This window comes from Pseudomonas sp. LBUM1649 (assembly GCF_059716155.1).
Genome location: NZ_CP166807.1, coordinates 2,900,794 through 2,925,146 on the forward strand (window position 1 = coordinate 2,900,794; position 24,353 = coordinate 2,925,146).

Below are 24,353 nucleotides of genomic sequence, written 5' to 3' on the forward strand. Positions count from 1 at the left end.
ACACATGCGACGACGGGCGAAATACCGCAACACCGACTGGATACCGAAGTGCACCACTTGTTGCCCCTGCCAGAGATCCTAGGGGTTGCAAAGCGGATAAAACGGCCGCCGCATAACGAGCCGCTGCTTCCGTATCACTTTGATCGACCGCCTGGAGAAATGCTGAGAACCCCGCCAGCACAGCTTCATTGGTATCAAGCTGATTGCTCGTTTACACATACTAATTACACCCTCTGGCACACCCCGTCGGTGACCGCGCCGAAAGAAGATAACCACAAGTTCACGTACCTGCAGTGAATCATCGAGGCGGTGCAGGAAGCGCTGCGTCAGGAACAGCAGCGGGTGGCAGCATGAAGCACATCTACGCGGGCCAATGACTGGCCTGCCCGAGATCGAATTACAGCTTGCGTAGGCATTATTTACCTTGCACCACTCGAACATGTGCATGGCTTATGGTCTTGTAGACACGAATCGATCGTAAAAGCGGCCACCAGTCGTATAGAAAAATCTGCATCGGTCGCCACATTGCTACCCAGCCACCGATCACCAGGCTTTCGCGCGCTATGTTGACGACAGCGCCAGCGTCAAGTTGACGACTAACATCGGCCAAGATCAGGCACAGGCTCACAAAGGCGATGCCGATCAATAGGCTGATACGTCCTTCCCAAAGGAGAAGCTTCAACTCACCGCGTACGAGACCTGCTTTATGATCAAAGTAATTGTGGATTGCCTCGACCATGATCGCGCTTGGATCGACTTCTGCGGGCAGGTGCTCAAGGTGGATTGTAATCCTGAGCTGGCAGTTTGACTTGAATTGCTCCGCCCAGGTCTCGATGAACGCTTCCGCGTCGCGATCAAGATCTTTGTTAAGAAAAGGTGTCGGATCCATCGAGTTGAACAACTGCCCAAGTTCGCGTACCCGGAGTTGAAGGTGCTGCTCTGGTGATGATTTTTTATTCATCGTACTACCCGATTGTCCTGCGTTGGCAGTTTCGAGTCTCGCGACTCGCGTTCGCTGTACATCAGCCCTGTGGCCGACCTCTCTCCAGCTCTACCGTATCTCGCTGCTTGGGAACTAAACAAGTGGTTGGCTATACCTTGGGCGAATATGTATACGCACTCCAGAAAGGCAACTCCAAAAATATGCTTTTCCCGGATCAGCGGGCTGGCAAGAAATAAAATGCCTAAACAACACTCCAAACTAACCCGGCGTGGCCGCGCGATGGCGACGAAGACGCGATTCTTAAAACGTGGTTCGCGGAGCAAGGCCTTGAGGTCTTCTGCTCCGAGATGGAAAGCGACGGTCCGAAAGGTCTTTTCGAAACCTAGGCTGATGAGGGTCCTTGCGACTGCACGGCCTGGGTGCCGAGCAAGCCGGCCGGCGATGGATGGTTCATCTTCTCGATACACGACACCGAGGACGGCCCGATCTGCGTATGGGTGCGGCAGTTGGGCGCTATGGCTATAGGTCGCCATGAACCCTTGCGCAATCACGAGCGTATGGTGCACCGCAGGCATTTCGCCGAGATCCAGGCGCATGAAAGCGACGATCGGCGTGGCGTCGGGAAGCACCTGCACATCACTCGGAATAAACCCGAAATGCTGCGTGTACCAGGCACGGGTCGCCTGATAGTCGGCCACTTCCATCACGATGTGACCCAGTCTCAGCACTTCAGGCGGAGCAATCGGCGGCGTGGCGTTGATTCGCGGTTGTTCATGCGCCAGATTCCAGGCAAGAGGTGCCCGGTGTGCCAGCGTTTCACCTGGGGTCTGGTCGCAGACAGCTTCCACTACGAAACCGGAAGGATCGGTCAGCCTGACGCAGTAGCCGCCACCCGGATGGTCCGATTTCGCGACCGGTGACGCACCCGGAATTCGAGCGAGCTTTTCCGAACCCCTGAAAAACCGGGGATCGTCCAGTCAAGTCGGTTACGAGTTCAGTCGAGCGATGGAAGTGCCGACAACTCAATGGCCGCCAACGCACGCGCCTCCTCGGGTGGCACACCCTAAGCCCGCAAAGCCAGCTCGGCGGTGTCCGAGCCTGATTCGCGCCATGTTCTGTGACCTTCCAGCACGAGAAAAATCCAGCCAAGGACACTGCTCGATATCAGCGTCATTACCGAGAGCAATTGCTCCTGCTGAAACCTGTACCGTCCACTGGAAAGCCCACTGAGAAGATCCTGGGTCGCCAGGCTGCTGAACATTTCGCGCAACGCGGAATTGCTCATGGCGAACTTGTGTATGAACGCCCCCCACTGAGAGTCCTCGTGAGTTCGACGAATGAACAGGCGAATACCATTGGCAAGACGCTGTGCCGGATCGGAGATTGAATTGAAGCTCTTCTTGACGCGCTCGTGCATCTCCCTGCGAGATGGCTGGCGACTGCCTCGAACAGGCTCTCCATGCTGTCGATGTTGCTATAGACCGTACCGCGCGCCACACCCGCCTCTTGCGCGAGGTCGAGGATGTTCACTTGTGAAGTGCCTCTTTCCGCGAACAGACGAAAGGCGGCTTGATGAATGCGGCGCTGTGTTGGATTCAGGGATTCCAAGACTGGATGTCTAGATGGATATGACAGGGGTCAATGAAGGGTTTCCATATTTGTATAGATTGACATAGTGAACACGCGTGTTCATCTCTATCGTGCTTTTTGGTTCGCCTCCCGGCAGGCCATTAAGCCGGCCCATCGATGTAAACCAGGACCTCCCCCGTTAGGCTTGATGATTTTTCAAGCGATCAGGCTTGGCGCACCCTTTAGTTAGGAGAATAAGAAATGCTCATCGACGATATCGAATACGTCATCTTTCGCCACCCCGACCTGGCTGCAGTCCGTCAGTTCATGATCGATTATGGCCTGCTGGATGTGGCGCAGCAGGGGGAGTCCTTCTATCTGCGTTCCTATGGCGATGCGCCCTTTTCCTACGTGACCACGCAAGGCGAGGCCGCTTTTGTCGGCATGGGCTTTCGCGTCGCCAGCCAGAAAGCACTCATCCAACTTGCTACCCGATTCAGCGCGGACGTCGAGGACTGCCCACATCCCGGCGGCGGCAAATATTTCCATACGACCGACCCGGACGGCCGTCGGCTGGAGTTTGTTTTTGGCGCCCGGCGCCTTCAGCCCTTGCCTTGCGGCTGCGCCCCCATCGCCTGGAACGATGCGCATGGGAAGAACCGGCTCGGCCGCTACCAGCGCCCCGTGTACGGCCCTTCGAACGTGCAGAGGCTTGGTCACTTGGCCGTCTTCTCGCCGGCGCCCCAGCAACTGATCGAGTGGTACGGCAAGAACCTCGGTATGAAACCCTCCGAGCTGATCCACGACGGCAACGAGACCAACGTGCTGGCCGCCTTCATGCACTTGGACAAGGGGCTGGAATGGACCGACCACCACACCCTGGCGATCGTCGGGGCGAAGGCAGCGGGCCTGGACCATGCCTCCTTCGAATGCCGCGACTTTGACGATGTCGGCATAGGGCACATGCTGATGCAGGACAAGGGGTACAAGCACCGATGGGGCATCGGCCGCCACTTCCACGGCAGCCAGATCTTCGACTACTGGACTGATCCGGCCGGATTCCATGTGGAGCATTTTTCCGACGGCGACATGGTCAACGAGGACACGCCGACACAGCTCTGCTCGTTCGGCCGCGACACCCTACTTCAATGGGGGCCGGCCTTCCCCGGCCTGTGAGCTCATCGCAAGAACGTTAATCCTGGGTGGGGGAAGTCGGTACGCAAATCGGACGGCTTCCCCCACCGCTACTGAATCCGAGACGTCGTTCCGCTGGAGCACCTCAAAAATTTCCAACACCGGTGCCAACCTGAATGAAAAAAATACTTCTAAAAACAATCCTTTTCGCCTTGCCGAAGGTAATCGGCTTCACCGCCCGCAAACATCCGCAATTCCGCGCCCGGCTCAAGCAGAAGAATTGCACCGCCTATATGGGACTGCAGGACGGCAGCATCGGCCGCTTCCTGCAATTCAAAGGCGGCAAGGTGACGACGCGCGCCGGCACAGCGGCGCAGGCCGATGTCAGCATCCTGTTCAAGGACCTGCCGACAGCGCTGAAATTCATGATGCCCAATCCGGACATGGGCGAGATCGTCCATGCGGCCAAGAATTTCAAGGTCATCGCCAAAGGTCCGGACCATCTGGTTGTGTGGTTCACGCAGACGCTCAGCATGAGCCAGACGATCGGTCTGGAGATGGGGCTGCCGATGCGCGACGGTACACGCCGCTACACCACCTGCACCAATGGCGGCCCGCTGTTCGTCTATGTCAAGGGCGGGCGGATCCAGCGCGTCACGCCGCTCGAACTGGACGACAAGGATGCGCCGAGCTGGGAACTGCAGGCGCGGGGCAAGACCTTCCGGCCCAAACGCCGCGCGCTGGTAGCGCCGCACGCCCTGTCACTGAAGTCTCTGGTCTACTCGGAAAAGCGCATTCTCCAACCGATGAAGCGGGTCGATTTCGACCCCGACGGTGAGCGCAATCCGCAGAACCGGGGCAAGTCGTCCTACGTGCCCATCAGCTGGGACGAGGCGCTGACTATCGTCGCCAAGGAAATAAACCGGCAGAAGCGCGTTCACGGGCCCGGCTCGATCACCTTCCCGATGTCGTCCCACCACCAGTGGGGCAATGTCGGCTATTACCTCAGTTCGCTGACGCGCTTCGCCAACCTGATCGGCTTCACCCGTGTCGCCGCCAACCCGGACAGCTGGGAGGGCTGGTACTGGGGCGCCATGCACCATTTCGGCAATTCCATGCGGATCGGCGTGCCGGCCGGCTACGGTGGTATCGAGGACTGCCTCAAGGAAGCCGAGATGATGGTCTTCTGGTCCTGCGATCCGGAGAGCACCAACGGCGCCTATGCCGGTTTCGAGGGCACGCCACGCCGCTTGTGGGCCAAGGAACTCGGCATCGAGTTCGTCCATATCGATCCGCACAACAACCCGACGGCGCAGCTCCTCGGCGGGCGCTGGATTCCGATCCGGCCGCAGACCGATGCCGCGCTGGCCACTGCGATCATGTACGTGTGGGCCGTTGAAGGCCTGTACGACAAGGATTACGTCGCCACCCGCACGACCGGCTTCGACGAGTGGAAAGCCTATCTGTTGGGCGATACCGACGGCATCCCCAAGACGCCTGAATGGCAAGAAGGGGAAACCGGCGTGCCGGCCAAGGACGCGCGTGCCCTGGCCCGCAAGTGGGGCAACCGGAAAGTCTATCTGGCGACCGGCATGACCGGGAATGGCTTCGGCGGCGCCTGTCGCGGTGCAACCGGGCAGCAGTGGGCGCGCTGCATGATCATGATGATGGGTATGCAGGGCTGGGGAAAACCCGGCGTCAATTTCGGCTGCCTGCAGGTTGGTACGCCGGTGGACCATCATTTCTACTTCCCCGGCTATGCCGACGGCGGGATATCCGGCGACCTGATGTGGACCGGCAACGCCGTGAACAATTATCAGCGTATGCCGCACATTCTGACCATGAACCCGGTCAAGCAGATGGTGCCGCGCCAGCAACTGCCCGACGCGATCATCGACGGCCACGCTACTGGCTATCTGTGGGACGGCATGTCCCAGGAGGCGCAATTCGCGCCCTTCACCTATCCGATGCCGGGTTATTCGCCCATCCATATGATCTACCGCTACGGCGGCTCATCCCTCAGTACGGTCACCCGCTCCGGGCGCTGGATCGATGCCTACCGCCACGACAGCATCGAGTTCGTCGTGAACCAGTCGATCTGGATGGAGGGAGAGGCTCAGTTCGCCGACATCATCTTGCCGGCCTGCACCCAGCTGGAGCGCTGGGACATCGGCGAATGGTGCAACTCAGGCGGCTATGCCCACCATGGCTACACCCTGGTCAATCATCGCGTCATGACGATGCAGCACAAGTGCATTGAGCCGCTCGGCGAGTCTCGCTCGGACTACGACATCTTCACGGCCATCCTCGAACGCCTGAACTTGGGCGGGGTATTCACCGAGGGTTGCAGCGAGCTCGACTGGGCCAAACGGGTCTTCGACTCATCCGACCTGCCGGATCATATTTCGTGGGCCGACTTCTGCCGCAAGGGCTATTACGTCGTCCCGGCGGAAAAGCCCGAACTGCGCCCGGCAGTCGACATGCGCTGGTTCGCCGAAGAGCGTCCGAAAGACGTGCCGGAGCCGCATCCGCTGCCATCCCAGTGGTCGGAGGAATTCGGCAAGGGTTTGCAGACGCCCAGCGGCAAGCTGGAGTTCGTTCCCGAAATCCTCAAGCGCCACACCCAGGACAATCCCGACCGGCCGGCGCTAAACCGTTACATCCCCTCCTGGGAAGGACTAGGGACAACCGAGTTGGTCGCCAAGTATCCGCTGCAAATGATTGCCACCCATTCGCGCTACAGCTTCCACACGTCGAGCGACGGCAAGAATAGTGTTACCAGTCGGGTGCAGGACCATCGTGCTCGCATTGCCGGTCACGATTTCTGGCTGCTGCGCATCAGCCCTGCCGATGCGGCTGCCCGCGGCATTTCGCAGCGTGACCTGGTTAAGGTTTACAACGATCGCGGGGTGGTGATCTGTGCCGCCGACGTCTCGGCCCTGGTGGTTCCGGGAGTGGTGAAGTCCTACGAGGCCAGCGCGGAGTTCCAGATGGTGGAAGTGGCCGGCGAAACGGTGGAAATCGGCGGCTGTATGAACATCCTCACCCCGGATCGGCCGCAGACCCAGGGGACCAGCAGCATGAGTCCGAATTCATGCCTGGTTCAGATCGAGAAATGGCAAGGTGCCGAAACCTTCAAACGCAGCCGTGCCGAAGCAGGAGTTGCCCATGAGTAAGTGGAATCTGATCGTCAGCGTCGGGCGTTGCGAGAATTGCTACAACTGCGTGCTCGCCGAGCGGGACGAGCACGTTGGCAACGACTATCCGGGCTACGCGGCGCCGGCTTCCCTCGACAGTGAGGCGCCAATCCGCATCCTGCGGCGGGTCCAGGGGGCGGCTCCGATGGTTGAGACGACCTATCTGCCGGTGATGTGCAACCACTGCGACGCTGCGCCGTGCATGAAGGTAGGCGGCGACGCGATCAAGAAGCGTGCTGATGGCATCGTCGTAATTGATCCGGTGAAGGCTAAAGGCCGCAAGGACATCGTTCGCTCCTGCCCATACAAGGCTATCGTCTGGAACGAGGAGCAGCAGCTACCTCAAACCTGGATCTTTGACGCCCATCTGCTCGACGGCGGCTGGAAAGGCCCGCGCTGCGAGCAGGTTTGTCCGACGGACGTGTTTGAAGCGGTGAAGCTCGACGACAAGGCAATGCAGGCGAAGGCGCGCGACGAAGGGCTGCAGGTGCTGCTACCCAAGCTGAACGCGAAGCCGAGGGTCTATTACCGGGGGCTGGAGCGCTGGGACACCTGCTTTATCGGTGGCAGCATTAGCGCGCGTGTTGACGGCGTGGTCGATTGCGTCGCCGGCGCCGAAATCTCGCTCATTCAGGGCGGCAAAAGCATTGCGGTTACGTACAGCGATGCCTTTGGCGACTTCCGCTTCGGCGGCCTGGCCAAGAAAAGCGGCGGCTATCGCATCGAAGTTCGCCACGGCATGGAGTTGGCGGAACGCGACTGCGAGCTCGACGAAAGCATCTATCTTGGAGAGATCCTGTTGGTGACCAGCCAGCAGAATTGCATTAGCTGAAAAGCTTGTTTTGTTTGAGGTCGAGTCCACGTATCGGCTTGGGCTCGGACTGGCTTGAAGAGGAGGGCTTTCTATCTGCCAGAGCCAAACGGGCTCTGGCTTTTCAACAGACGGCTAAATTACACGATCCAATTCCGAACCTTCGAGTCAAGATTGACCGGGACGGCAGAGACCTGCATTCGAACAACAGTGTTGTGGTGGTTGCCGACCGGCGACATTCATCCGCCACAGGAATGGTCGCCTCTACGTGTGACGACAGCTGTATCGCGGTCGGTACCAACACCTTTGAGTGAATGCTCATTTTGAAAATGCATTTGCAAATTTGTATCATTCGCTTTCAATTCCGCGAAGCAGGGAACGCAGCGCCAAAACAATAATAAGGTCAAGGCAATGCTCAAAATGCTTCTCGTATACGGTCATCTGCTCGCTACGTGTATTGCCCTGGGGAGGGTGTTGCAGGCGGATCACAAGCTTTGGAGTTGGCGCAAGGAAATACTGGACCAGGCGAGGCTTGAGTACCTTGATGAAACTCAGAGGATCGTCACCCTCGCACTGCTGGCCCTTTGGGCAAGCGGACTGTTGCTGGTGCTTCAGGGTTATCTCAATGAAGGCGACGCGTATCTGCTCAATCAGAAACTCTGGGCCAAGGTGACTGTCGTCGCGCTGCTTGGCCTGAACGGTGCGTTATTGCATCGAGTCGGCTTCCCGCTGCTGCAAAAGGCTCCATTCGTCGCACTGCGCAGTGCAGGTCGCACGCGGCTCGCCTTATTGGGTGCGCTTTCCATGAGCGGTTGGCTATTCGCCGCTTTCCTGGGGGTGGCTCGAGCCTGGAATCACGTATTGCCTTATCTACATGTGATGGGCGCATTCGCCGCATTCTCGTTACTGGCTTGTTGCGTGGCACTTGCAGTCGCCGGTAGGGCGGGGAGTGTGGCTGCGCAAAAAACCTCGGTGCCGGGGTAGCTATCAATAACGTGCAGCCGGTCGTCTGGAGTTTGTCGAGCCATGGTGGTCATTGTCCGCTGCCGCTGCCGCTGCCGCTGCCGCTGCCGCCACCGGCACCGCCACCGCCACCGCTTGAACCAGCTCCCGTCCCGGCGCCGCTGCCACTCGAACCGCCCTACTGGCCGAGACTGTGTAAAAAAATCAGTTGGCCTCTACCCAAACTATTTGAAGGTTGCCGAAGGCGTAAGGCTTGGCTTTTTGAAGGGGGGCGGTTTATTAAACCACTGCACATCGCCCCTCGGGGGAAACACTCGCTGAAGGTATGCGAGCACCGCACCCGCGCTGATCAAGAACGGTTTCACGAAGGCTAAAACTGTCGGAAATGATAGCGGCTGTACGAGGTAGGAACTGCAACCTGGGCAAAAACCGATGCTAGAGGTTTCGTTGGCTTATACGAACTCGGCTGAATTGTGGCATCTGAGTGACTGATTTTGGCCGATTTCTGCCTATCATGACTGTTCAAATGGGCAGTTGCTGCGACCAGCTTGCCTCTGCAAAGGTGTAGCTAGACGCACCGAGGACGGCGACGAAGATCTGCGTTTGGCGGATCTCACCGGTGTGCCGGTCGATGAAGTAAATACGCCTGGCGCGCCGATAGAATTCAGTTCCGGCTCGCCGATGAGTCTTAAGCCGCTACAGCCTGTAATTCAGACCCCTAGCGCATTTTCGGTGCTTCTGGGAGGGATTTATCCAGCTATGCTTCGAGTGCTGCGAGGATATCGACCGGATGGTGCTAATCCCTATTGCAGCGGTGATCTATCTAATGAAGGAGGCAGCATGAAAGAAAGAATATTGTGCGCTCTATCTCAGTCAGCGCTTGAGGGTAAGAAAGTAGTTCAGTTGCAGATATGGTCGCAGCCAGCGACGGAGGTGATCACGACCAGTGCCGATTTTTTCAGAGGGACTTTCCAGGGAGTTCCAGTGGTTTTTTTAGGCCGGGGCGAGTCTGTTGCCGCTGAAGATTTTGTTTTGATTTACAAGGATTGACCTCCGCTCGGCTGACGGCACCATTTCGTCATGGTTAGTATTTTTGCTTTCGGCAACTTGCACCGTTATTTCAAAATCCGGCCACTGCGGCGGTTTTTTTCGTTTTTGGGCGGTAGCGCTCAATGCTGGGCTACTGGAGCGCAGCGAGGTGGTCACGAAGACCCCTCGCAAGACGGCAGATTTAAAGTCGCGTAACAATTTCACCCGTATGTACGATCGTGAACTCTTGATTGCTCACCCAAAAAACTGGCTTATGATCCAAGGTGCGGTAATAAATCGGGCCGTTGTGCCACGAAGTCGAAGTTGACTCATTAGTGTTGAAACTGAGTTGACGAGTTTCCGCCACAATCGTATAACGCTGTCCAGATTTGCTCTCTGCTTCGTAAAGTCCGGATTCAACCAATCGTGATCTCAGCATTTTTCGCGCACCGTTTTTTGTTGAACAGACTTGAACGGTAGCACCGAGCCATCAACGCGCCAGTGAGCGGGGATTTTTTATCAACTCCAACGCCTGCGACCTTATAGTGCTGTGGGCGATCTGGTGCTTATTGGGCGGGAAGGTGAGGAGCGGTATGCTCGACAAGCTGTTCCACGCCGCGATCGCCGGCATGGGTTGTTTGCGATTCGGGTACGCATTCCACGCCATCCGGCCACCTTTTCCCTGAAGGCTGCAGTTCGCAGTCTTCCCCAGCAAGCGCGCCAAGAAAGCATCCGAAGGCGTTCCCTTTATCGCTGAGGACGCCGGGTACGTTTTTCCAGACGACAACGACTTCGGGCTCACCGCGACTGGTTCGAACATAGCCAGTTGCATCTGCAAGCTCCACGTATTTGATGGTGAGGGCGCCGCGGGGATCGAGAAGACCTTGGCGCATGCCGGCGACACTAAAGGCCTGGCACGGTGTCCCGCCGACCAGCACATCCGGAGCCGCGATCTTGCCAGCCAACACCAGGGCGGCGAGGCGGGTCATGTCGCCAAGGTTTGGTGTGGTGAGGTAGTCCAGCACCGCGCTGGGGAATGGCTCGATCTCGGCGAATCAGGTGGCGCGCATGCCGAGCGGGTGCCAAGCCATGGTCGCAGCCTCATGCCTGAGCAGATCGATCCGTAAGTGATTTCCATGCTGGATCCTCGCCGGCTGGCGTGATTCGAGTTTGTGGCCTATTGGTTGATATCTCGGCGCAGGGCCGTATAACAAAGAGGTCGGAATGAGCTTATTGGTAGAGAGGCCTTATCCTGTGGATTACGTCCACCCAAACGGAAAAAGAGCGAAGATTGATTTCATCTGGGGAAAACCGGATAACCCGGCGTCGATTGGAATTCGTGTTTGGGAACGATCCGGTGGTGACGATATCCTGCTAGCCAAAGAAAGCTGGCCCTGGAAAAGCTTCGAGAAGCAATGAGGCGTGGGATTGGGCTGGCTACGAAATGGTGCGAGCGGTAAACGTTAGCAGCACCTTGCCTCGGCGTTCAGCGCAATAGGTGAGGGTGGCGTGATTCGAGTTTGTAGTCTATTGCTTGAAGGCCCAGATCCGGGACTCAGGGAGATCGATATGTGTTTGGGAACTGATCGGACAAGGACCGGTGGATTACGTCCATCCCAATGGGGAGCGGGCGACGATCGATTTCCTTTGGGACGAGCCTACGAACTCAGCCCCCATCGGGATCGTTATTTTGCTGAATGACGGGGAGAAGCCGATAAAACTCGGCGAGGAAATAGGCACTTGGAGCACATTTGGCGAGGCTAGGCGCCGCGGTATCGAACTGGCAACCAGATGGATTCAGCGTGATGGCTGATAGCTGCGCGCCTGCCTCGGGCGTACATGCACCTGGGCTCACCAGTCCAGAGTTGTATCTAAATCCCAATTCTCATCCCGGCGCCAGCGGCCAACCCAACGGCGCAGAGCTGTAGGGCCCACCCCGGTAAGCTCACAGGCTTTAGGTACGGAGTAATTCATCTCCACGACCAAGCAAATGACCTCCGCTTTTCCTCAGCGCTAACAACCCTATATCCCATGATGCTTCCTTAATTCGACGCTCCTACATCATGGTCCAAAAACATTGAGCCACAGCAGCGCAAACGCCGGTGTCGATGACGTCGGTGGTGCTCGACGACGGCATGCGCGGTTGCGTGGAGCGACTGTTGCGTTGTCTGCACGATCCGCTGGAGGCGCAGATCATGGGGCCTTCACGCGTGCGCGAGTTGTTGTTCGTTGCGTCGCGAGGCCCGCAAGCGGATGTGTAGCGGGCGCTGGTGACCGATTTCTGCCTGTCGTGAAGGGCTGCAGACGACCGATTCTGTTGAAAAAGTCGGATTTTCAGCTGGCCTGAACTCAGGCACGACCACCATTGGAGAACCTACTCACCACATTGAGTGGTTTTTCGGTTCTTCGTTGACCTTTGCTGCTCTGTTATTGGGTTAGTTTGAGGTTTTTTGCTTAGTGCAGACACACCTATCCCGTGACTGGTAGCCCTTGAGATTTAAATTTGGCCAACCGTCGCAGGTTCTGCACCGCGGCGGCCAGCGTGAATTCATCAGTCGCGCCACTCATGCCTCGTAGCCGCAGGCGATCCAATTTCAGTATGCGCTTGAGGTGGGCAAACAACATTTCGACCTTTTTACGTTCGTGGCGAGAGCGCTGATACGCCGGCGTTGCTGCAATGCGCCGAGCCACATCACGCGCGGCTTCATGGACGCTGCGAGCGATTTTTCGGAACGCAGTGTTCGGGCAGCACTTGGCTTTCATCGGACAGGCAACGCAGTCGGTCTGCCGGGATCGGAAGATGATGGTGTTGGCTTTGGTGACGTGCGAACGCTTGTTCTTGAAGGCTCGCCATTCGTTACGTAATGCATTGCCGGCCGGACAGCGGTATTCCTCAGCCTTCATTCCAGTGGAAATCGTTGCTCGAAAAACTGTCGTTCTTGCGCTCGGTTTTGTCCCACACCGGCACGTGCGGTTCGATGTCTTTTTCCTCCACCATCCAGGCCAGCATCGGCGCGGTGCCGTAAGCAGTGTCGCCAATCAGGTGTTCCGGCTTGATATCGAACTGCGCTTCGACACGGTCAATCATGGTCTTGGTACTCTCGACCTCGGCCGTGCGATGAGCCGGTGTGGGTTCCACATCCACGATGACGCAGTGCTCGGTATCAATCAGATAATTCGTGGAGTAAGCGTAGCTGGGCCACCTGGAGCTGCGGTCCAGCGGGCTTGAGGATCCGTCAGCGATAGTCTCTTTGGTAGCGTTTCGGCCAAAGCCTCCTCATCGAGTGCCTCAAGGTACTCACGCACGGCGCGGGTGCTCAGGGACGGATCGCTCCAGTTGACCGGTTCATCACCCGGTACGCCGCGCTGCCGACTCGCATCCGCTTTGATGATGCTGGCGTCCACGGCAAATCCTTCGCCTTTGACCAGGCCTGCGTCCATGCAGCGACGCAGCACTTCATTAAACAACCAGCGAAATAGATCACTGTCCCGAAAACGGCCGTGTCGATTCTTGGAAAAGGTCGAGTGGTTGGGGCTTCATCTTCAAGGCTCAACCGACAGAACCAGCGATACGCCAGGTTCAGATGGGCCTCTTCGCACAACCGCCGTTCTGAGCGAATACCGTAGCAATAGCCCACGATCAGCATGCGGATCATTAGTTCGGGATCAATCGACGGACGCCCATTCGGGCTATAGAAATCGGCGAGGTGATGGCGCAGGTCGCTCAGGTCGCTGTTTCTTCTCGCTAAAGGAGAAATCGGCCGCAGATCGTTGTCGTATCAGTGCGGGCACAACATTACGAACAAGACGCTGGTACGGGGTGATTCGGAAAAGTCTGGCCTGCCGCATGGTGTCCTTTATTGCAGAGGTAGTGAGATGAGCGTGAGATCCGTACTTGGTATGTGGGTGGTGGCCGCGATTGGATCAGTCACGTTGACGCCAGCATTAGCGGATCATTGGCGAGGTGGACGGGAGAGTGGCGAATGGAAGGACGAGTACAGAGACGGGCCATGCAATGTCAAAGTCGAATCCAAAGACGATGAATACAAGGAAGAAATTAAATGTCCAAATGGCCACGGCGCCCATTGGCGTCGCGGCGAGTGGAAAGACGAATTCTGGGAGCGTGGTTGCAAGGTCAAGATCGAAGCCAAGCGAGATGAGTACAAGAAGGAGGTCAAGTGTGAGCACGACTGAGTGCTGTGATTAGGCAGTAGTAGCGACTAAGCGCATGAACTGAGCATCGCGATGTCCGCCACTGCCAACGGTATTGGCAACAGGCAGCAATCGACCCAAGCTGCCGGAGAAGGCCGTCAAAATCGGCCGGGAGTGGCCAATACATGGATGGAAACCAAATCGCTCTTTCCTTACAAGTCGGTGACACTGACGGAAACTGTATGAACACCGGGTGCACCAAGGCAACTTCCGGCTGAACTCAGTAAACTGGGGGCCGAATCTGGGTGAGGGAGAGGGCGGAATATGTACATAGGTGAACTTGCCAAGTTGTCGGGATGTACTCCTAAAGCCATTCGTTTGTATGAGCAACTGGGCCTGCTGACCCCACAGCGCCATGGTAGTTATCGGCTGTACACGGCCCATCACTTGACGCTGGTGCAGATGATCCGCACAGCCCAGGCGGTGGGGTTCAAACTGGGAGAGATGAGCGAGCTGCTGGCAGCCAAGCAACATCAGGCACCGTTTCCCCTGGCGCTGGCCAATCAGGGCATCGAGGCCAAGCGCCTGGAGTTGCAGGCGCAGATCCTCGCCTTGCAGAATCGGGAGCAGCACCTCACGGAGCTGCAACAACAGATCAACCAGAAATTCGCCCCCACGTCGGTGCCGGGCGTTGCGTCCAGTATCAGCGCGCCAACAGGTGCGCAAACGCCTGCTTGAGGGCGCTCTGCGGCGAGCGCGGCTGGTAGTCCAGCTCATTGATGGCCTTGTCGATGCAGTAAACCTGGTGCGCTCCATAAAACATCTGCACCTGGCTGAGCAGCAATTCGGCTGGTCGACCGGTGTATCGTGCCCGCTGTTCTTGCAGCCAGGCGATCAGCAACAGCAAGACTTTGGGTGCTCGGCGCGGTAGACGATAGCCGGGGCAAAGCGTGTTGAGCGCCTCGATCACCTCAGCCAGTGATGAAGCCCGCTGATTGGCTAATATGTAGCGCTGGCCGGGGCGGCCTTGTTCAGCAGCGCGGATCAGGCCATCGGCCACGTCGCGCACATCGACAAAGTTAAAATAAAAATTCGGGTCCAGCACCAGATTGCGCGCCAGCACGGCCGCAAGAAATCCCATAGTTTCGGTATGCCGCGTGGCATGAGGGCCGATGATTGCCGAGGGCAACACTGCGACCATTGGCAGGTCATAGGCCTGGGCGGTGTCCCAAGCGGCGCGTTCAGAGAGGACTTTTGAGAGGTAGTACGGGTTTTGCTGATCGTTGTTCCAGCTGTTTTCATTTAGACGCTGGCCGTTGTGTCCAACCGCTGCCACGGAGCTGACATAGACCACACGCCGGACCCCGGCCTCTGCGGCGGCCCGCAGTACATTACGCGTACCTTGTACGTTGACGTCGACGATCTCGGCCTGTGGGTTCCTCGCCCAGTGCTTGAACACTGCCGCTACCTGGTACAGCACGTCCACCCCTTGCAGGGTCCGGCGCAGTGAGTCAGGGTCCTGCAGTTCGGTGCGTACCACCTGGCAGTCGAGCCCGTTCAGGGCAGTGCTTCGTTCCGGGTCACGGACCCCTGCGCGTACTTGTTGCCCTCGGGCGAGCAGCGCCCGGACCAAGGTGTTGCCCAGATGCCCATTGGCGCCGGTGACCATTGATAGCGTACTCATAGATTTCCTTATCCGCTGACGGCGGTACTTTAATCAGATAAAGCATGGTGCGGGTTGCCCTAAGGGACAGAGTCAAGCGCTGGAGTCAGGCCCCGTCTTAGGCGACAGCAAAGGGCTTCACCGTCTCTTGGAAGATCCCAATTGAACAATAGGGGAAAGGCCACGATATTGATGCTGATTAGGTGGGGGAGTGATCAAGCACTGAGACTGATCCACCATTATCCTCGTTAAACTTACAGGACTCGAATCCCCCCGATTTTTCTAAACATATCCGACCGACTGCTTCTGGCCCAGAGTGTGTAAAAACGCTTTCGCAAACCCTTGCTATGATTTCTGAGGATTTCATCGCAGGGATCGCCCATGAAGCGCTTTATCCAAGGTGAACATCGAGGCCAAGTAACCTTCCTTCCGGAGAGCCTCGACGATTACGTCACGGATACCAATCCGGTGCGCGTAGTCGACGTCTTTGTCGACGAACTCGACCTGGTCAAACTGGGTTTCGAAGGCGCCATACCGGCTGATACTGGCCGGCCGGCTTACCATCCCGCGATCCTGCTGAAGATCTACATCTACGGCTATCTGAACCGCATCCCATCGAGCCGGCGTCTTGAACGAGAGGCCCAACGCAACGTCGAGCTGATGTGGCTGACCGGACGTTTGATGCCCGATTTCAAGACCATCGCCAACTTCCGAAAAGACAACAGCAAGGCCATCCGAGGCGTCTGCCGCCAATTCGTTGTGCTGTGCCAGCAGTTGGGACTGTTCGGAGAAAATCTGGTCGCCATCGACGGCAGTAAATTCAAGGCCGTCAACAACCGCGACCGCAATTTCACCAGCGCCAAGCTGAAGCGGCGGATGGAAGAAATTGAATCGAGTATCAATCGGTACCTGACTGCGCTCGACGAAGCCGATCGGCAAGAACCTTCGATCGCTCAGCCCAAGGCTGCTCGTCTGCAAGAGAAAATCGACAAGCTCAAAGCTCAGATGAAAGAGTTACAGGTCATTGAAACTCAGCTCAACGAATCGCCGGATAAACAGGTCTCACTGACCGATCCAGACGCCCGTTCCATGATGACTCGCGGCACTGGAATCGTCGGTTACAACGTGCAGACAGCAGTCGATACGCAGCACCATTTGATCGTTGCACATGAGGTTACCAACGTCGGTTCCGACCGCGATCAACTCAGCTCGATGGCCAAGCAGGCCCGCGAGGCTATGGCGTCAGAAACGTTGTCGGTAGTGGCTGATCGAGGTTACTTCAAAAGCGAAGAGATCCTGGCTTGTCACGATGCAGGCATCACTGCCTATGTGCCCAAGCCGATGACCTCTGGAGCCAAAGCGGACGGGCGTTTCAATAACGATGCCTTCATCTATGACGCGGCAAAAAACGAATACATTTGCCCGGCTGGAGAAGCACTGATCTGGCGCTATACCAACGTTGAAAAAGGCCTGACGCTGCACCGTTACTGGAGTTCGAAATGCAGGGGCTGCGCAATGAAACCGCAGTGCACACCGAGCACGGAACGGCGGGTTCGACGCTGGGAGCATGAAGCCATACTGGAGGAAATGCAGAACAGACTGAGCAACGCGCCGGACATGATGCGAGTCCGTAAGCGTACGGTCGAGCATCCCTTCGGGACACTCAAACAATGGATGGGCGCCACGCATTTCCTAACACGAAAGCTGAACGGAGTAAGTGCGGAGATGAGCTTGAACGTCCTCGCCTACAACTTGAAGCGGGTCATGAAAATTCTCGGTACCAGCGGTTTAATGAAGGCGCTGTCGGCCTGAAGAGGTCTGTATTTTGGCCACCCAGCAAGGTAGAAGCGGCGCTGGGGGCTCCCAGGCCCTAGTGACGATCCGCAGGACTTGTTGCGAGCAATTACTCAACTAACAACCGTCGGCGCTGCGCGCCGACAGTGCATCCGCGCGTTTTTACACACTCTGGGCCGATAGCTGCCTGTCTGCAAGGGCTGCAATCGAGCCTTAGCTGACGGTGGCGAGAGGTAGAATTCGGCCAGAAGCAGACCTTCACTTTCACCCTGGTACGAGAATGCGACCACTGACCCAATTGTTTTTCCTTTATGCCCCGCGTTACCCTCGCCAAAGTCGAACACTTTAAACAAATGGACTTGCCATCGTGGTGCATTCCCGTCGGCCTGATAAATGGGACCAAAGGTCCAGGCCGCCTGTGAGTTCGCCCGCCATACTAGCAAGGTCGCGGTGATAGGTTCACTCTCGGACATCGAAGCGATCGTCCAGGGCAGGGCCGACACCCGTATCAGTACGGCGACGCTTGGCATTAGCTGGCGATAGAAAGAAACTCTGGGGGGCAGGCGTGAGGTCCGTCCTGATTCAATACCCTTTGAAGGAGAGACAACAATGGCTACGTTCAAGCCCGGTCACATGCACTTCGAGCGCCACGCGCTGAACAAGGATGATGTCAGTTACAACGTGTGCGTCGACTATGAAGTCAGCCAAGATCCCAAGGAAGGTAAAGGCATGCTGTTTACGATGCACGGCAGCATTCAGGGCAAGGAGCTAAAAGAAACATTCTTCCTGCCAAAGGATCAGGCTTACAACTTCGCCAGCAACGTCACGAAAATCGCGGAGAAGTACGGCATCCCCAAGGCGCTCAGTAGCATCGGTTCGATGCACGAGGACTACGATGCGATGTTCGAAGACGTGCGGGCGCAGCTGGATATGAAGTCTGGGGACACGGTCAAACCAGAGCATCTGGAATAAGCCATCTGGCGGGTTTGAGGTTGAGTGCGTTTGCCAGGCTCAACTGCGCTATGAAGTAACCGGGACAATCATGAAGCAATTCATTGAGGGCGTGGCTCGAACTCAAGTCACCTTGCTGCCAGAGTGTTTAAGGAAGACACCTTTGAACATGATTTAATGGCATTTTTCCAACTCTTACGCTGCCAGACCGTGCGGGATTTTTTGGCCCTGACTGAGGCCGCATACTCCGACCGGATAGACGCGGAGCTTAGGGGTTGAACCAGGTAAAACCAGTTTCCGGAAAGGCCGCGTGCGGCACATACAACCCCGGGACAGGATCTCGGCCTGTCGGGGTGACATCCTAGAGGAGCACTGATGTATTCAAGCATCTTTTTCGCATGGGGGCTGGCGGCCGTTACCGTGGTCTTGCATGCAGTCGGTTTGGCCTTGATGCTCAGGTTTCTGGACTACAGGGGAAATGTTCTGATGACGCATGTAGGGGTCATTAGCACGCGGTTGGTGTGGGTTGCCTGCTACATGATTCTGCTGCATTTGTTGGCGATCTCGATCTGGGGGGCATTCTATGTGTGGCAGGGGTGTCTGCCCGATCTCGAAACGGCGTTTTACTTCTCTGGAGTGACCTATGCGACGATTGGTTACGGTGACGTGGTGCTGGCGAAACCCTGGCGTCAGTTCGGGTTGATGGAGGGCTTGACCGGCATTCTCATGTGCGGCTTATCCACGGGAGTCTTCGTCGCTGTGGTCAATCATATGTATCAGTTTTTCCACTCGAATATCGACGACCACAAGTCCTAGAGCGTCTGCCCGAGGCTCGCTTCTAACGGGAAATGCGCGTCCAACACAAGAGCTACTGCGCGGCGCTCACCTGGGTTGGGTTCTGTGATAGATAGCGCTCAATTGCTGTTTGGGCATTGAACAGCATACGTTCGCTTCCAAGCTTCTCGTCGAACCCGGCGCGTCGCACCATCTCAAGTACGCCGGGATTCAACCCCGCCAGCCAGAGACTGGTGCCTAGCTCGGCCAAGCTTTTCTCGCCCTCTATGAGCGCCTGCAGTGCCGAGTATTCGATGTCGGACACCGCACTCATGTCCCAGACAACCACACGCGGCTGATACTGTCTCTCCAGTGCGATAATCTGTTCCTTCACATAGTCAGCGTTGAGAAAAAACAGGCGTCCCTCCGGTCGTACAATCATCAATCCCTCAAAAGTCTCGTCATTTGGGTGTTCCTCTGACAAGGGGCGGAGCACGTCGGTGCCACGCTTGCGCCCAAGGACGAACACGTGCGGATGGGCAGTCTGGTAGGCCAGACTGAGCAACGATACGACGATCGCCACAGTGATCCCCTGAAGCGTGCCAAACAAAAGGACACCCACCATGGCTACGAGCGCCCAGTGGAACTCCATTGGACGCACCTTGCGAATAGCCAGGAACTCTCGCGGCTGAATCAGTCCGACCGAGTAGTAGATGACGATAGCGGCCAGCGTGGCGTGAGGTAGAAACCCGAGTAGTCCGGAGAGCAGCAACATAGTGGCAAAAGCCGCGCCAGCAGTGACGATCGAGACCACCTGAGACTGCCCTCCGGTGGCGCGTACAACGGCCGTCTGTGAGGTACCGCCACCGGCAGGCATCGCGCCGAGCAGAGCACCCCCGAGGTTACCGAGACCGGTGGCGATCAGCTCGCGGTTCGCATCGATGGGGGGATCGCCGGGCCGGAAAAAAGCGCGCCCCGCCGCAATCGATTCGGTAAAACTCATCAGCGCGATCCCGAGCGCACCCGGTACCATCTGCTTGATCAACGCGAGATCAGGCAACGTAAATGACGGTAACCCTTGTGGGATCACGCCGACCGTCGAAGCTCCCAGGGCCTGCAAGCCGAAGTACCATGAGGCGGCGATGCTGCCCCCGACCACAATCAATGGCGCCGGCGAATGTGCCCACAGGCGCTCCATCGCGATGAGCATCAGGAACGCCGCCGCCGCTACCGCGAGCGTGATCAGGGAACTCTCCGGCACGTGATGCACTATGTTGAGGAAGTCGACAAAAAAACTTTGTTTTGCGATGTGGATACCGAGGAGTTTTGGCACCTGGTCCAGCACGATGACAAACCCGACCCCCGCTTTGAAGCCGCTCAACACCGGGGAGGAAATGAAGTTTGCGAGAAATCCCAGGCGTATTATTCGCGCCAGGAGCAGCATCGCGCCAACCAACACGGTTAGCGTTGCACTTGCCGTGATCAGCTTCCCTGGGTCGCCGTCCGGTACGGCCAAGCCGATCTGCGCACCGGCCAGGATCGCCAGCGTAGCAGTGGAGCTGACACTGAGTACGCGCGATGTTCCAAGGAGTGCGTAGATCAGCATCGGGACGAAGGCCGTATACAGACCGACGGCAACAGGCAAACCCGCGACAGTCGCGTAGGCCATTGCCTTGGGCAGTACGACCGCGGCAGCCGTGAGCCCCGATACTATGTCGAGGCGAAGTGGAGCGGTGTCGGAGTGCGCTGGCTTCGAAGTCTTCAGATGCGGTTCCACACTGCCTCCCTCGGCTGGTTCATCTGCTGAAAATACCGAAAGATTCCCTTTCCCTTTCCCTTTCCCTTCTGCGCTTGAGCGCATCCTCCGCGTGGAATCAGACTGGGTCAACTCATCGTCGGCGCCAACAGACTAAGGCACACATCAGCGAATTTCTATCAGAGGACGAGAGGTTCTCTTGTACAGAAAGGTAGCCGGCGTGTGTCCAACTCACTTCGGCAATCCACGTACCTATTTGCCAGGTGGAATACCTATCGAAAGTTTTGCACCGAAATGATGCAGAAAAGTCAACAAAAAACTTACGAGAAACGTTTAAGCAGTCACATATTCTATCGATAATGGCTATGAGGCATCACGACCTGAGCCTAGGACAGGCTTCCAGATGCCCGTACACACTAAGAGCAGAGTGCCCTGCGAGGAATAGAAATGAGTAATTTTTTCGGTAATCTTAGCGTCAACCTCAAGCTGGGCCTGGGCTTCGGCCTGGTTCTGACCTTAACCACCGTCCTGGCCCTGGCCGGCTGGACCAGCGTGGACAACTTGGTGTGGCGCAGTAACCGAATGGGCGATATCACCCAGTTGAATACGTTGCTGAGCAAAGTACGCGAGTCCCGTCTGCAATACCTACTGTCCAATGGCGATGAAGGCGCCGCCCAGAACGTGCAGACCAACCTGGATGCGTTCATCGCCCAGCAGCAAAAACTGATCAAAGCGTTCACTCGCCCGGAGAATCTCAAGCTGCTCAAAGAACAAGCGGCCATTATCAGCAACTTCCAGCAATCGCTGAATAAAATGCGCGACGCGTATCGCAACGCAAATAACGCACGTCAGGCCATAAGTGATAATGCCGACGCAGCCGGCAAGCAGATCACGGCGATCCACAGTGGCGTGCTGCAATTACCTCTTGGCGACGCTGACCGTTTCGAACGTTTTCAGACCATTAGCCGCGTCAAGGAACAGTTTCTGCTGACCCGTTTCGAAGTCAGCGCTTACACCGCGAACAGTACTCCGCAGACTGAGCAGAAGGCTATCAGGCAACTGAATGAGGCGATTGACGGCCTGAAACAGCTTAGTGAGTACGTCAGTGCTACCCAGCAGGACGCATTGCGTCAGTTCGAAAGTGCCTTGGGCAACTACCGCACTGCCTTGCACGCCTACAAAACCGCTAGCAACGTCGTTACCCTGGCGAGCAAAGAACTGGTCGACCAGGGGCTCGATTTATGGACCCGCAGCGACGGCCTTTACCAGATACAACTGGACAGCCGCGACAGTGAAATCGCCCAGACTCGCACGCTGCTGTTGGGCAGCACTTTGTTGGCCTTGCTGTTTGGCATCCTGGCTGCCGTCATCATCACTCGCCAGATTACCCGTCCGCTCCGCGAAACCCTCGGCGTCGTCGAACGCATTGCTGCTGGCGACCTCACCCAGAACCTGGTGGTCACCCGCCGCGATGAGCTGGGCGTGCTGCAACAAGGTATCCAGCACATGAGCGAGACCCTGCGCAACCTCATCGGCGGTGTTCGCGACGGCGTGACCCAGATCGCCAGCGCTGCGCAAGAGCTGTCGGCCGTTACCGAACAAACCAGCGTCGGGGTCAACAACCAGAAAATCGAGACCGATCAGGTCGCTACTGCCATGCATGAAATGACCGCCACCGTGCAGGACGTTACGCGCAACGCCGATCAGGCCTCGCAAGCCGCCGCGACGGCCGATGGCGAGGCTCGCGAAGGCAACAAAGTCGTGGGGGAAGCGATTGTGCAGATCGAACGCCTGGCTGAGGAAGTGGTGCGCTCTACCGAGGCTATGACCCTCCTGCAGCAGGAAAGCAACAAAATCGGTAGTGTCATGGACGTGATCAAGGCCGTGGCCGAGCAGACCAACCTGTTGGCCCTCAACGCCGCCATCGAAGCCGCCCGTGCCGGTGAGGCCGGTCGCGGTTTTGCCGTGGTCGCCGACGAAGTTCGCGACCTGGCCCAGCGCACCCAGAAGTCCACCGAGGAAATCGAAGGGCTGGTCGCCGGTTTGCAGAGTGGCACCGAGCAGGTGGCCCGCATCATGAGCAACAGCCGCAGCCTGACCGACAGCAGCGTGGCGCTGACTCGCAAGGCCGGTGTCTCACTGGGAAACATCACCCGTACCGTATCGAACATCCAATCGATGAATCAGCAGATCGCGGCCGCAGCCGAGCAACAAAGCACCGTGGCTGACGAGATTAGCCGCAGCATTATCAATGTGCGCGACGTCTCCGAACAGACCGCTGCCGCCAGCGACGAAACCGCCGCCTCCAGCGTCGCGCTGGCACGGCTGGGCAACCAGTTGCAAGTGATGGTCAGCCATTTCAAAGTCTGATGAAGCGATCGAGCGAGGCTTCAGTTATGACGCCTCTTTGATGGGGGATGTAGCCACGGGCGCCTATAAACCACGAATTGACAGGCTGCCTTATTATCAGGGGCCGGTTAAAGCGCATCAGTAGCCAAGGGGAGGCGACCATCGCTGGATGGTCGCTACTCTATTGATCGAATCCAGGCGTATATTGACAGTTGAGGCGATAGTAAATCGTCGGTGGTGTGATACGCGAGAGCGCTGGGGGGAGCTAGATATCCCGGAACGACTGGAGGTGTTACATGAGCCAATATCAACGACTCTTTCTGATTGCCGGTCCAGCCATGCGTCACACCCCGGCGTTGGAGCGAGCTGTCGCCATTGCCGAAGCTACTGGCGCAGCGCTGCACATTACGGTGTTTATCGAAGACTCCAACCTCCTGGGGTTGAAGAGCGCTGGTGCACGTTTTCGTGAAGCCTGTCAGCAAGAGAACGAAAAATGGTTGAAGGATGAGGCCGACCTATTCCGCGAGCGCGGGGTCAAGGTGAGTACCGAAGTGCTGGTTACGCGAACCGCGCTGCAAGAAATACTTCTGCACGTGGCAGAAATGCAGCCGGATCTGGTTATCAAGGACGTGCAACACGAGTCAGCGCTAAAACGCGTTTTCATTACGCCTCTGGATTGGCACCTGTTGCGCGAGTGTCCGGTGGCTGTGCATCTGGTCAGTGAAGTCAGGTGTCCACTTCCGCGGGTGGTAGTGGCAGCAGTCGATCCGTCACAACCCGAGACGCAGATCACTGGCATCAACGACCGCATCATCGAGGCGGCGAACGGATTGGCAATGCAATGCAGCGCGGAACTGCATCTGCTGCATGCCTACGATCTATCGCAGACACATATATCCGACGCAGGCGCTGGCGCAGTGACGATGCCAGGTTTCAACAGCGAAGTGCGCAAGTCACTGCAAAAGACGTTTATAGCGTTAGCCGACCACTACGGTGTGCCCACTGAGCGACAACACTTCATTGAAGGGCCACCTGGCAAAGCGCTGGCCGACTTTGCAGCGCATCACCGGGCCGATGTGATCGTCATGGGAAATGCGCATCGCAAGGGACTGGGCAAATGGGTGGGCAGTACGACGGAGCATGTCCTGTATAAAGTGCCCTGCAACATTTTTGCCGTGACGGGTTCTGCGGATCAGTGAATGGATTCGCTGTCAAAGGACTTCGCAAATAGCACCTCAGCTACGGAGGCGGGATACGGAAATGCGCGT

16 protein-coding genes and 7 pseudogenes are annotated in these 24,353 nt (G+C 57.2%); 16 read left to right on the forward strand and 7 right to left on the reverse strand.

Translation table 11 applies throughout. The features are described 5' to 3' along the window. Positions 1-415: 415 nt before the first annotated feature. From ACA058_RS13620 to ACA058_RS13630, 3 genes and pseudogenes are all read right to left on the reverse strand, one after another. Positions 416-961 (reverse strand): hypothetical protein, encoded by a 546-nt coding sequence (locus ACA058_RS13620; RefSeq protein WP_497639541.1) that lies wholly within the window; start codon positions 959-961, stop codon positions 416-418. 491 nt (positions 962-1,452) lie between these two features. Then, positions 1,453-1,890, reverse strand: a pseudogene (locus ACA058_RS13625) (VOC family protein); the annotation flags it as partial. A 47-nt stretch (positions 1,891-1,937) separates the two neighbouring features. Further along, positions 1,938-2,551: pseudogene (locus ACA058_RS13630) on the reverse strand (TetR/AcrR family transcriptional regulator). 222 nt (positions 2,552-2,773) lie between these two features. Between ACA058_RS13630 and ACA058_RS13635 the strand changes: the two are divergent. The 5 genes from ACA058_RS13635 (at position 2,774) to ACA058_RS13655 (ending at position 9,667) form a co-directional block, all read left to right on the forward strand. After that, the gene (locus ACA058_RS13635) at positions 2,774-3,688 is read left to right on the forward strand and encodes a VOC family protein (protein ID WP_497639542.1); all 915 of its coding nucleotides are present in this window, start codon (positions 2,774-2,776) and stop codon (positions 3,686-3,688) included. Positions 3,689-3,822: 134 nt separating this feature from the next. Next, positions 3,823-6,822 (forward strand): molybdopterin-dependent oxidoreductase, encoded by a 3,000-nt coding sequence (locus ACA058_RS13640; protein ID WP_497639543.1) that lies wholly within the window; start codon positions 3,823-3,825, stop codon positions 6,820-6,822. Beyond that, complete coding sequence (locus ACA058_RS13645; RefSeq protein ID WP_497639544.1) at positions 6,815-7,675, forward strand: 4Fe-4S dicluster domain-containing protein; 861 nt, start codon at positions 6,815-6,817, stop codon at positions 7,673-7,675. The genes ACA058_RS13640 and ACA058_RS13645 overlap by 8 nt, the downstream gene beginning before the upstream one ends. Before the next feature lie 390 nt (positions 7,676-8,065). Further along, complete coding sequence (locus ACA058_RS13650; RefSeq protein ID WP_497639545.1) at positions 8,066-8,638, forward strand: hypothetical protein; 573 nt, start codon at positions 8,066-8,068, stop codon at positions 8,636-8,638. Positions 8,639-9,220: 582 nt separating this feature from the next. Beyond that, on the forward strand, positions 9,221-9,667 hold the full coding sequence (locus tag ACA058_RS13655) for a hypothetical protein (RefSeq protein ID WP_497639546.1): 447 nt from the start codon (positions 9,221-9,223) through the stop codon (positions 9,665-9,667). A 644-nt stretch (positions 9,668-10,311) separates the two neighbouring features. On the opposite strand, the pseudogene ACA058_RS13660 reads toward ACA058_RS13655, so the two are convergent. Then, positions 10,312-10,784: pseudogene (locus ACA058_RS13660) on the reverse strand (DNA cytosine methyltransferase); the annotation flags it as partial. 86 nt (positions 10,785-10,870) lie between these two features. On the opposite strand from ACA058_RS13660, the gene ACA058_RS13665 reads away from it, so the two are divergent. Both ACA058_RS13665 and ACA058_RS13670 read left to right on the forward strand, forming a co-directional pair. Further along, a complete protein-coding gene (locus ACA058_RS13665; RefSeq protein WP_497639547.1) occupies positions 10,871-11,065 on the forward strand; it encodes a hypothetical protein in 195 nt (64 codons plus the stop codon). 668 nt (positions 11,066-11,733) lie between these two features. Further along, positions 11,734-11,904: pseudogene (locus ACA058_RS13670) on the forward strand (AraC family transcriptional regulator N-terminal domain-containing protein); the annotation flags it as partial. Between the two features lie 211 nt (positions 11,905-12,115). Here the strand turns inward: ACA058_RS13670 and ACA058_RS13675 are convergent. Then, positions 12,116-13,377, reverse strand: a pseudogene (locus ACA058_RS13675) (transposase); the annotation flags it as partial. Between the two features lie 145 nt (positions 13,378-13,522). Between ACA058_RS13675 and ACA058_RS13680 the strand changes: the two are divergent. Further along, entirely contained in the window at positions 13,523-13,840 is a 318-nt protein-coding gene (locus tag ACA058_RS13680) for a hypothetical protein (RefSeq protein WP_497639548.1), read from the forward strand. 282 nt (positions 13,841-14,122) lie between these two features. Next, positions 14,123-14,536 carry a MerR family transcriptional regulator gene (locus ACA058_RS13685; RefSeq protein WP_497639549.1) on the forward strand — a complete coding sequence of 138 codons (414 nt, stop codon included), beginning with the start codon at positions 14,123-14,125 and terminating at the stop codon, positions 14,534-14,536. On the opposite strand, the gene ACA058_RS13690 is transcribed toward ACA058_RS13685, so the two are convergent. Next, on the reverse strand, positions 14,502-15,482 hold the full coding sequence (locus ACA058_RS13690; protein WP_497639550.1) for an NAD-dependent epimerase/dehydratase family protein: 981 nt from the start codon (positions 15,480-15,482) through the stop codon (positions 14,502-14,504). The genes ACA058_RS13685 and ACA058_RS13690 overlap by 35 nt on opposite strands. Before the next feature lie 360 nt (positions 15,483-15,842). On the opposite strand from ACA058_RS13690, the gene ACA058_RS13695 reads away from it, so the two are divergent. The 4 genes and pseudogenes from ACA058_RS13695 (at position 15,843) to ACA058_RS13710 (ending at position 19,022) form a co-directional block, all read left to right on the forward strand. Next, positions 15,843-17,273 carry an IS1182 family transposase gene (locus ACA058_RS13695; protein WP_497639107.1) on the forward strand — a complete coding sequence of 477 codons (1,431 nt, stop codon included), beginning with the start codon at positions 15,843-15,845 and terminating at the stop codon, positions 17,271-17,273. Between the two features lie 375 nt (positions 17,274-17,648). Beyond that, a pseudogene (locus ACA058_RS13700) lies at positions 17,649-17,798 on the forward strand (carbamate kinase); the annotation flags it as partial. 66 nt (positions 17,799-17,864) lie between these two features. Then, positions 17,865-18,227 (forward strand): DUF5064 family protein, encoded by a 363-nt coding sequence (locus tag ACA058_RS13705; RefSeq protein WP_497639551.1) that lies wholly within the window; start codon positions 17,865-17,867, stop codon positions 18,225-18,227. Positions 18,228-18,581: 354 nt separating this feature from the next. After that, positions 18,582-19,022: a potassium channel family protein gene (locus ACA058_RS13710; RefSeq protein WP_497639552.1), complete on the forward strand. Its 441-nt coding sequence runs from the start codon at positions 18,582-18,584 to the stop codon at positions 19,020-19,022. Between the two features lie 52 nt (positions 19,023-19,074). Here the strand turns inward: ACA058_RS13710 and ACA058_RS13715 are convergent, their stop codons facing one another. After that, positions 19,075-20,757, reverse strand: a complete 1,683-nt coding sequence (locus tag ACA058_RS13715) for a SulP family inorganic anion transporter (protein ID WP_497639553.1) — start codon at positions 20,755-20,757, stop codon at positions 19,075-19,077. A gap of 561 nt (positions 20,758-21,318) precedes the next feature. On the opposite strand from ACA058_RS13715, the pseudogene ACA058_RS13720 reads away from it, so the two are divergent. The 3 genes and pseudogenes from ACA058_RS13720 to ACA058_RS13730 form a co-directional block, all read left to right on the forward strand. Beyond that, positions 21,319-22,200, forward strand: a pseudogene (locus ACA058_RS13720) (methyl-accepting chemotaxis protein); the annotation flags it as partial. 201 nt (positions 22,201-22,401) lie between these two features. Continuing rightward, positions 22,402-23,106, forward strand: coding sequence for a methyl-accepting chemotaxis protein (locus ACA058_RS13725; RefSeq protein WP_497639927.1), 705 nt, complete (start codon positions 22,402-22,404; stop codon positions 23,104-23,106). 275 nt (positions 23,107-23,381) lie between these two features. Continuing rightward, the gene (locus tag ACA058_RS13730; RefSeq protein WP_497639554.1) at positions 23,382-24,284 is read left to right on the forward strand and encodes a universal stress protein; all 903 of its coding nucleotides are present in this window, start codon (positions 23,382-23,384) and stop codon (positions 24,282-24,284) included. The last annotated feature ends 69 nt before the right edge of the window (positions 24,285-24,353 follow it).